The following is a 2,450-nucleotide window of genomic DNA, read 5'->3' as shown; positions in this document are numbered from 1 at the left end:
AGGCTATAAATCGCAAATGATAATCAACTCACGTGCTCGGTCGCCAAACAGAGATTTCACGTGGGTTTTTTATTTTGTTTTCATTCAACCATTTATGAGGCTAATTTTACGCCTAAACCCCGCCATGTCAAGGCTTTAAATGAAAAACAAAAAAACGAATTGATTCTACTGTATCAAGATAAGAGGAAAGTGACAAAAAACGTCACTTTCAAAACCCCAAAAAAGAGGTTCATACTGAACCTCTTTTTTAAACCCAAAATTCAGTTAACGTTTATGAACAAGTTCCCAATCCAAATCTAAGGCGAAAATATATCGTAAGAAATTTTTTACACTCGGTACTGTATATTGACTCTCAATTTTAGAGATCATACTCGTAGATAAACCAGATATTCTCGCAACGTCACTTTGAGTTAAGCCTTTTTCAACACGCAAATTCAATACTGTAGCAAGAATCTCAGCATACGCTTCATCATCGTATTTACCGTTATTACCCAATTCAAAAATCTTTTTCCAACTACGTTCGTCAATTCTCGGCATTATTAATCCCCTTTAAATCTCTTTCTAAAACTCTAGAACATTACCACATTTTTGTTCACAATAAAAAAGCAAAAGGTTCGATTTCGAACGGGTAGAAGGGCGAATTCGCGCCCGCAAATACTCTCGAACGGGTAGCGGGCTAGTTAGAGAGACCCACCAAAAATTTTATGAAATTTTCCAGTTTTAACGACCGAAAAAGTAAGACCTTGGGTTTCACCCAAACCTGACAAGCTGAACCAGCTTGACCGTTTCGACTTCGCCGCCAGTCGGGCTCGGGAAAACAGGCAAGCTGCTTTCCGCCTTTTAGCTTTTAATTTGCAAAGTCTATCAACTCCTTAAAGCCTCCTAGATAGTCTAATTTCGCCTGTACGGCTCAATAAGGCTATCTACGTCGATTTAACGTTGACAGACAGTTAAATAACTTGTTAATTCTTAAAATGGCTTAGAAGGCAATTTTGGGCTTCTGAGAGCAACTCAAAAAGGAGAAAAGTTCGAAGGAGTTTACGACTGAACTTATCTGCTTTTTGGGTTCCAAACTGACTTGTCAGTTTTAGTTTGAGCGGAGCGAATTCTGAGACAGGTTTTAAGCAACTTGCACCCCATTTATTTGGTGGGGTGCAAGTGCGCCCTTCTGACGTTTTGCAGTCAGAACGCACGACGTCATGAAAGTGACGTGTAAGTGCGCCATTGTCTTATATTTCGACAATGACAAAATTCAAAACATTAGTTCAAGGCGCACTTACACTCCAAATAAATTGGAGTAGTGCTAAAACCAAAAAAACTGTATCAGAAGTCAGCAAGCTGGCAACAAAAAATAAGGGTATGCCCAACGGTTTTGCCGTTGATCATACCCTGACATTCTCTTTACCAAATAAAATAATTTTGCTTTTTAAAGTCCCACTTTGCAACGACTTCTTCCGCAGCTTCCATTTGCTCTTTGGTGTAATCTTCATCGCCAACATGAATTAAATCACCATTTTCAACATCTTCCAGTTTCAAGTCTTGCTTAATTTGCTTAAACAGACCACCATAGCTGATTTGTCGTGTTCCAGCTAAGGCATACTCCAAATTTTTAATCACCACCAAATTACGCTCATCATCAACCGTCATATAATCAGCCGATTTTACTTCATACTTAGCCGTTTCTTCCGCACTAGCTTGTAAAGAATCCGTCCCTTTTCGTTTATTTGCCTTAACGACTTGCACATGCACCACTGGCTCATAATCGACTTTTAACGCCTTTTGCCACAGTCTTGTCCATTCTTCTTGATTAATATAACTGTCACTCGACTTGAAATAGCTAGACCTTACAAACAGCAAGACATGCAAATGTTGATTATATGAGCCGTCATGTTCGTTCACTGTAATTTCCGTTGAGCGTAAGTAACCTAGTAAGTTCTTTGATACTTTTTTATAACGCGATAACTTGCCAAAAGCCTTAGTCAAAGCTCTCAACGAGGATTTTAACTCTTCTGCTGAATAAGCATTCTTAACGGTCAAAGTTAAAAACAAAAACCGTCCTTTAGGCTCTCTCACAACTGCCTCTGCAATAATTTGTTTTAATTGGCTCGAATTTTTCATACTCTTTCTCCAATTGCATAACGGACACAACCGCTTTTTGCAAAACCAAGTCTGATACAGTTTTAAATGCTCCCCAATCTTCCGAAAACGTAAAATTTCACCACAGCCTCGGACATCATGCGCCCGCTTAAATTCTAAAATCGACAAATATTCTGCATAGCGTACATTTTCAATTTTGCGCTCTCGCCAAGGTCTTACTTTTCCATTTGTTGTAACGTCTTTAAACACTTTAGACATAAAAAGCTCCTCCCGTTTTATCCACGTGAAGGAGCTGAATTATCATTTTAGCTAAGTTTACAGCCTTGACATCATAGGGTTTACCCCCTAGAATA

General features: G+C 38.8%; 2 protein-coding genes. Both read right to left on the bottom strand.

The window, feature by feature from the left end; genetic code table 11:
- Positions 1–264 precede the first annotated feature (264 nt).
- A complete protein-coding gene (locus tag PECL_RS08955) occupies positions 265–537 on the bottom strand; it encodes a helix-turn-helix domain-containing protein (RefSeq protein WP_010500046.1) in 273 nt (90 codons plus the stop codon).
- Between the two features lie 864 nt (positions 538–1,401).
- Positions 1,402–2,355, bottom strand: coding sequence for a protein rep (locus tag PECL_RS08950; RefSeq protein ID WP_014216273.1), 954 nt, complete (start codon positions 2,353–2,355; stop codon positions 1,402–1,404).
- Positions 2,356–2,450 lie beyond the last annotated feature (95 nt).

This window comes from Pediococcus claussenii ATCC BAA-344, assembly GCF_000237995.1.
In the GTDB taxonomy this organism is placed as follows: Bacteria; Bacillota; Bacilli; order Lactobacillales; family Lactobacillaceae; genus Pediococcus; species Pediococcus claussenii.
The sequence above is the reverse complement of the archived record's forward strand: the minus strand, read 5'-3'. Positions and strand labels throughout refer to the sequence as shown.

Coding starts and splice junctions, on each gene's coding strand:
- PECL_RS08955 (WP_010500046.1), bottom strand. CDS start 537: ATGCCGAGAATTGACGAACGTAGTTGGAAAAAGATTTTTGAATTGGGT.
- PECL_RS08950 (WP_014216273.1), bottom strand. CDS start 2,355: ATGTCTAAAGTGTTTAAAGACGTTACAACAAATGGAAAAGTAAGACCT.